Here is a 5,745-nt window from a genome sequence, read left to right as displayed (position 1 = left end):
TGCGGACACGGTGGTGCTCCAATCCATTTTGCCCCTTTATCATCTAAAGCTTGGAGATAAGCTTTTGGGAATGGCTCCGGAGCCCAGTATTTATAAAAAGCATAAGGAATTTTTATCCTTAGCGGAAGAAAGCCCCTATTATAATGCGGGGGTGATTCTTATGAATCTTTCTTTGCTTCGGGAGGAAGGGATGGAAGAAAAATGCCTTCGGTATTATCAAATGAAGGAAGGACGACTTCCTTTTAATGACCAGGACATTTTAAATATGGTATGTAGGGGAAGAATTCGCTCCCTGCCCCAGCGTTTTAACTTCTTTTCCAACTATGCCTATGCAAGATATAGCGCCTTATGTCGTTTTTCTCCCTGGTATCAGGAGCTGGAAAGTAAAAAGAGCTATTCTCAGGCAAAGGCCCATCCGGTGATTGTCCATTTTGCCGGAGACGAAAGACCCTGGAGAGAAGGCAATCGCAATTATTATCGAAGAGCCTTTGACTACTATGCGGAAGAAAGTCCCCTTCCTTTAGAAAAGGAAAAGGGAAAGCAGGGCTATCTATTCTGCTACCATGTGCTAAATCTTCTGACTTTTGTATTCCCTAAGCTTCGGGAGAAGGTGGGAGAGCTTTATTATCGTTCTATGAAGAAGGAAAACTAATGTCCTGTGCTATAGTGATTTTAAATTATAATGATTTGGAAAATACCCTTCGGCTATATAAAGAGCTGAAGGATTTTTCCGTGTTAACGAGAATTTATATCGTGGATAATGCCTCCACGGATAGTAGCAGGCAGACTTTAGAGAAGATTAAAGACCATAAGTGTAAACTGATTTTTGCCAAGGAAAATAAGGGCTATGGGGCAGGAAACAATCTGGGCTTTCGTGCCGCTTTCTCCGAGGGGATGGACCACTGTTTTTTGGCCAATCCCGACACCCGTTTTCAGGAAGCTTACTTTGAAAATGTTCTGTCTGTTTTTGCAAAGGAGAAGCAGGTGGGATTGGTCTCCGGCAGAATGAAGGACCCTTACGGAAAACAGGCTACAGCTTGGCCTTTACAAAGCTTTTTGAAAAACCTTCTGAGCATGGGGCCCTTTAGCAAGAGGATTTTTTCTTCCCTGCTCTTTTACCCTAAAGCCTATTTGGAACAAAAGCCCTATGTGAAGGTGGATGTGCTGCATGGCTCCTCCCTTTGTATTTCTAAAGAGGCATTCCTAAAGACCGGGGGCTATGACGAGGACTTCTTCCTTTATGAGGAGGAAAAGGTACTTGGACAAAAGCTGAGAAGGGCAGGCTACACATCCTATCTTTGTACGATTTGTTCTTACCTTCACGAGGATAGCGGAAGCACGAAGAAATCCTTGAAGTCCTTGGTAGAAAGACAAAAGCTTCGGCAGAAGTCCGAGGCATTGTATGCCCGAAAATACCTCCATGCCAATTTTTTACAAATGCTTTTGTTAAGGCTTGTACAGGCAGTGATTTTGGGAGAAACCCTAGTCTATTCTTTGCTGTTTTCTAAATAAGCCGAAATCAAGAATGCTAAAGTCCTATTTTATGGGTGGAACTTGTGTAGAAAAAAACTTATGCGGAGCCGGAATTCCTTAGTCAAAGAGAGGAATTACTTAGTCAAAGAGAGGAATTGCTGAAATGCATTGTGTTATTTTATGTACTTATAATGGGGAGAAATATCTGGAAAAGCAGATTAAATCCATTATGGAGCAGGATAGGGAGGATTTTTGCCTCCTTTATTCTGATGACGGCTCCTCTGACAGCACAAAAGCAATTCTGCAAAGCTTGCAGGAAAGATATGGAAAAAAGATGCTGGCATTCCCCAGGTCTATGAAAAGCGGAAGTCCTGCAAAGCATTTTCTATCTATACTTTCTGCCTTGGCCAAAGGAGAAGTGTATATAGAGAATTTAGAGTATATTTTCCTTGCGGATCAGGATGATTGCTGGTTTCCGGATAAGCTCTCCAAGACGATTTCTGTCATAAAGGAGGAAGAAAGAAAGTTTGGGGAAAGCCTTCCCATCCTTTGTCACACAGACTGCACCTTGGTAAACGCAAAAGGGGAGCTTCTTGCCAAGTCCTATAGAAGCTATCAGAAATTGCCGGGAGCATCTTATCGTTTTTCCCGCCTTCTTTTACAAAATCATGTGACAGGAGCCTCTGTGGGAATCAATAAAGCTTTGCTACAATATTGCAAGGAAATTCCCGAGCAAGTAAAGATGCATGACCATTGGCTGGCATTGTTGGCAAACTGCTTTGGGGAAATTCAATATTTGCCCTATGCCAGCTATGCCTATCGTCAACATGAAGAAAATGTCTTAGGGGCAAAAAAAGCAAGTGTATTGAAGGAATGTGAAGAAAGGCTGGCCGCTTCTAAAGAAAAGGATAAGGAAGATGCCATTCATTCTTCTTACCGGGCATTGTTTTCCCAGGGAAGAGAATTGAAGCGTTTATTCGGAGACCTGCTTCCGGAAATCAAAAGGAAGGTTTTAGAGGCGTTCTTATCCTTAGAGGGGAAAAGTCGACTGGGGAAAATTACCACCATGGCACTTTTCGGCATTTACCCCTATCCGCTATATAGAGGAATTGGGGCAATGTTGTTTTTGGATAGCTAAGAGCTTAGAGCCGTATGAAACAATAGGATTTATGATTGTATAAATCAGTTGATCGTTACATCAGCAAATCGTTTCATTGTTAAATTAGTAAATTGGTAAATCATGAAACAGAGAAATCAATAAATTAAATGGCTTAAATAATGGAGAAAGGAGGCGAAATGGAGGAAAAACCGCTCATTTCCGTGTGTATTGTGACGTATCAGCACAAAGACTATATTGGAAAATGTTTAGATAGTATTTTATCCCAAAAAGGAAGTTTTTCTTTGGAAATCCTTCTTCATGATGATGCCTCAACAGACGGAAGTCAGGAGATTATCCGTTCTTATAAGGAGAAATATCCGGAGATCCTTTTTCCTATCTTACAGACAGAAAATCAGTATTCCCAGGGAAAAAGAAATATTACCGGAATTTTTAATTTTCCCAGAGCCAGAGGGGAATTTGTTACCGTGATTGACGGAGACGATTTTTACCTTCGGGAAGATAAACTGGAAAAGCAGATGGAAGCCTTGCTAAGAGAAGAGGAGGCTGTTCTTTGCTTTCATCCGGCAAAGGTTTTGCTCCCCGACGGCAGGGAAGGGCCGAAGGACTTACTTCGTCCTTATTCGGAGGGAAAAATATTGGAAGGCAGAGAGCTTTTAAACCATCCAAAGGGAATCGCCTTTTCCTCTATGTTTTTTAGAAGAAGCTTGATCGAAAAGCTTCCGGAATTTTATTATGCCTGCCCTGTGGGAGATAGACCCATAGAATTGATGGCTGCATTGGCGGGGAAGGCAGTATACTTGCCGGAGGAATACACCGCTTACCGTTTTCATTTACAAAGCTCCTGGACGGAAAGGGAAAAGGGACAGCAGCAGCAGGAAAAATATCTTTCGGAAATGAAGCATTGCTATAAGCTTTTCTTAGAGGAGTCCAAAGGAAAATATCGCTTGGAAGTAGAAGAGGCTGTCAAGAGACTTAGCTTTTCTATTGCACTAAACCTTAGGGATTTTTCTGAAATTTATCGGAAGGACTATAGAGCCTTTTTACAAGAAATGTCTTTTCCGGAGAGAGCTCTGCTTCGATTGGAACAGTTTTGTCCTAAGCTTTATCATTTTCTACAGAAAAGCTTCGGTATGGAGCGGAAGCGATAAAAAGGAGAGTCTGTTCGGTATAGCGTGGAAGCATTAAAAAGAAGAATTCGTTAAGCATAGAGCGGAAGCGATAAAAAGGAGAGTCTGTTCGATATAGGGTGGAAGCGTTAAAAAGAAGAATTCGTTTCGCATAGAGCGGAAGCGGCAATATAGAAGAAAGCTGCTAAGTAAAATACTAAGTGTATCAGTAAGTAAAATAAGGAATTAAAGGAGAATACCATGGGAGAAGTGACGCAAAACAAAGAGGGGTGGAAGGGGAAAATCCTTTCCGGCCTTTTTTGGCGTTTCTTGGAGCAGATTTCTTACCAGGGCATACAACTGATTTTCTCCCTGTTTCTCCTTCGGATTTTGGATACGGAAGAAGTAGGGGCGGTAAGTGTTATCAGTATTTTTATTACCATTGCCAATACCTTTATTCAATCCGGTTTTTCTCAGGCGCTGATGCAGAAAAAAGAAATCAAAGAGGAAGATTATTCCTCGGTGTTTTATCTGACCTTGGCCTTATCCGGAGGAATCTATCTTTTGTTCTATGGCATCAGTCCCTTTGTGGCGGAGTTTTATCATCTCCCGATTTTAGAGTCCCTTTTACGTCAAATGAGTATTTTGCTCTTTCCCGGTGCAGTCATTTCAATCCAAATGGCTTATGCCGGTAGGGCTTTGCAATTTCGCCCAATTTTTTTAGCCAGCTTTTTTTCCTCCCTCTTTTCCGGAGTGCTGGCGGTATTTTTAGCTTATCAGGGCTATGGCTCCTTTGCCATGGCCTATCAGCAGATTTCCTACTATTTTTTCACAATGCTGATTTTATTTCTATGCCTTCCTTGGAGACCGAAGCTTCTGTTTCGACTTTCCTCCCTATCAGCTCTTTTTCATTTTGGATGGAAAATCCTTTTTTCAGGGCTCTTGGATCAGATTTGGCAAAATATCTATGGCCTTGTCATCGGAAAACGCTACAAGGTAGAGGAGCTGGCACTTTACAATCGAGGAGAAATGTTTCCAAAACTTCTGTCTTCCACCCTTTCCACCATGATTTCCGGAGTAATGTTTCCCGCCTTTTCCAAGTTGCAGGAGGAAAAGGAAAGTTTACAGGAAATGGCTAGGAAAACCATTCGTTTTTCCGCCTTCCTCTTGTTTCCCATACTCTTTGGCCTGATGGCAGTGGCAAAGCCTTTTATCATCTTACTGCTCACAAAGAAATGGATAGGAATGTTGCCATATCTTCGTTTTCTTTCCGTGACTTATTTATTCCTGCCCCTTCACATGTGTAATCTCCAGCTCATGAACAGCCAGGGGCGCTCGGATTTATTTTTGAAGCTGGAGATCATCAAGAAGATTTTAGGCATAGGCATTCTCCTCCTCACCTTCCCCTTTGGAATCTTCGTCATGCTCTTTGGGAAAAATGTTGGAGAAGTTCTCTGCCTGTATTTAAACGCCAAACCCAATGAAAAGCTGATCCAATATGGCTTCCTCTCCCAGCTGAAGGACTGCCTTGCTTCCTTTACCGCATCGTTCCTAATGGGGGGAATCGTTTACCTTGTGCAAGGATTCTTAGAAAAAAGAGGAATGACAGAACTATGGCAACTCATAGTCCTCATCCCCCTGGGAGCAATCTGCTATATTCTATTTTCTTTGCTGCTGAACAAAAAAGATATCAAAACACTATTGGAATTAAACCCTTTAAAAAGAAAAGGAATGTAAAAATTCAATAAATTTTCTAAGCAATATAGGTCTGAAAAAGAGGCACCGCTACGTGGGTTGCATAATATTAACTGAACAGGAGTGATATATAGACACAAAAAAGGAGGATAAAGCGTATACCCCAAATCATAGACCCCAAATCATAGACCCCAAATCATAGACCGAATGGAACAGATAGAAAGAGTGATGAATAAGCTTTATGAAGATAATGCACTTGGAAATATGGATACAGAACGCTATGAGCAGTTATCAACAAAGTATGCAGAAGAATACTACACCTTAAAAGCAGAAAAAGAAGAAATCAAAGAA

Annotated in this window: 5 protein-coding genes and 1 pseudogene; all 6 read left to right on the top strand. The window is 41.5% G+C overall.

Annotated elements, in window-relative coordinates; genetic code table 11:
• The coding region (locus tag RYL27_RS10495) for a glycosyltransferase family 8 protein (RefSeq protein WP_314967092.1) at window positions 1-652 on the top strand (652 nt) is incomplete at its 5' end.
• The gene (locus tag RYL27_RS10490) at window positions 652-1,512 is read left to right on the top strand and encodes a glycosyltransferase family 2 protein (protein ID WP_314967090.1); all 861 of its coding nucleotides are present in this window, start codon (window positions 652-654) and stop codon (window positions 1,510-1,512) included. The genes RYL27_RS10495 and RYL27_RS10490, both read left to right, overlap by 1 nt.
• A gap of 124 nt (window positions 1,513-1,636) precedes the next feature.
• Complete coding sequence (locus RYL27_RS10485; protein ID WP_314967089.1) at window positions 1,637-2,611, top strand: glycosyltransferase family 2 protein; 975 nt, start codon at window positions 1,637-1,639, stop codon at window positions 2,609-2,611.
• 158 nt (window positions 2,612-2,769) lie between these two features.
• Window positions 2,770-3,741, top strand: coding sequence for a glycosyltransferase family 2 protein (locus RYL27_RS10480; RefSeq protein ID WP_314967087.1), 972 nt, complete (start codon window positions 2,770-2,772; stop codon window positions 3,739-3,741).
• Between the two features lie 219 nt (window positions 3,742-3,960).
• Entirely contained in the window at window positions 3,961-5,436 is a 1,476-nt protein-coding gene (locus RYL27_RS10475) for a lipopolysaccharide biosynthesis protein (protein ID WP_314967086.1), read from the top strand.
• A 147-nt stretch (window positions 5,437-5,583) separates the two neighbouring features.
• Window positions 5,584-5,745, top strand: a pseudogene (locus RYL27_RS11495) (DUF4368 domain-containing protein); the annotation flags it as partial.

Source organism: Oribacterium sinus, from assembly GCF_963537195.1.
In the GTDB taxonomy this organism is placed as follows: Bacteria; Bacillota; Clostridia; order Lachnospirales; family Lachnospiraceae; genus Oribacterium; species Oribacterium sinus_A.
Note: the sequence above shows the minus strand (reverse complement) of the source record. Positions and strands in the feature narration are given on the sequence as shown.

What these genes read in the sequence shown, in the direction of transcription:
- RYL27_RS10475 (WP_314967086.1), top strand. Translation starts at nt 3,961, where the DNA reads ATGGGAGAAGTGACGCAAAACAAAGAGGGGTGGAAGGGGAAAATCCTT.
- RYL27_RS10490 (WP_314967090.1), top strand. Translation starts at nt 652, where the DNA reads ATGTCCTGTGCTATAGTGATTTTAAATTATAATGATTTGGAAAATACC.
- RYL27_RS10485 (WP_314967089.1), top strand. Translation starts at nt 1,637, where the DNA reads ATGCATTGTGTTATTTTATGTACTTATAATGGGGAGAAATATCTGGAA.
- RYL27_RS10480 (WP_314967087.1), top strand. Translation starts at nt 2,770, where the DNA reads ATGGAGGAAAAACCGCTCATTTCCGTGTGTATTGTGACGTATCAGCAC.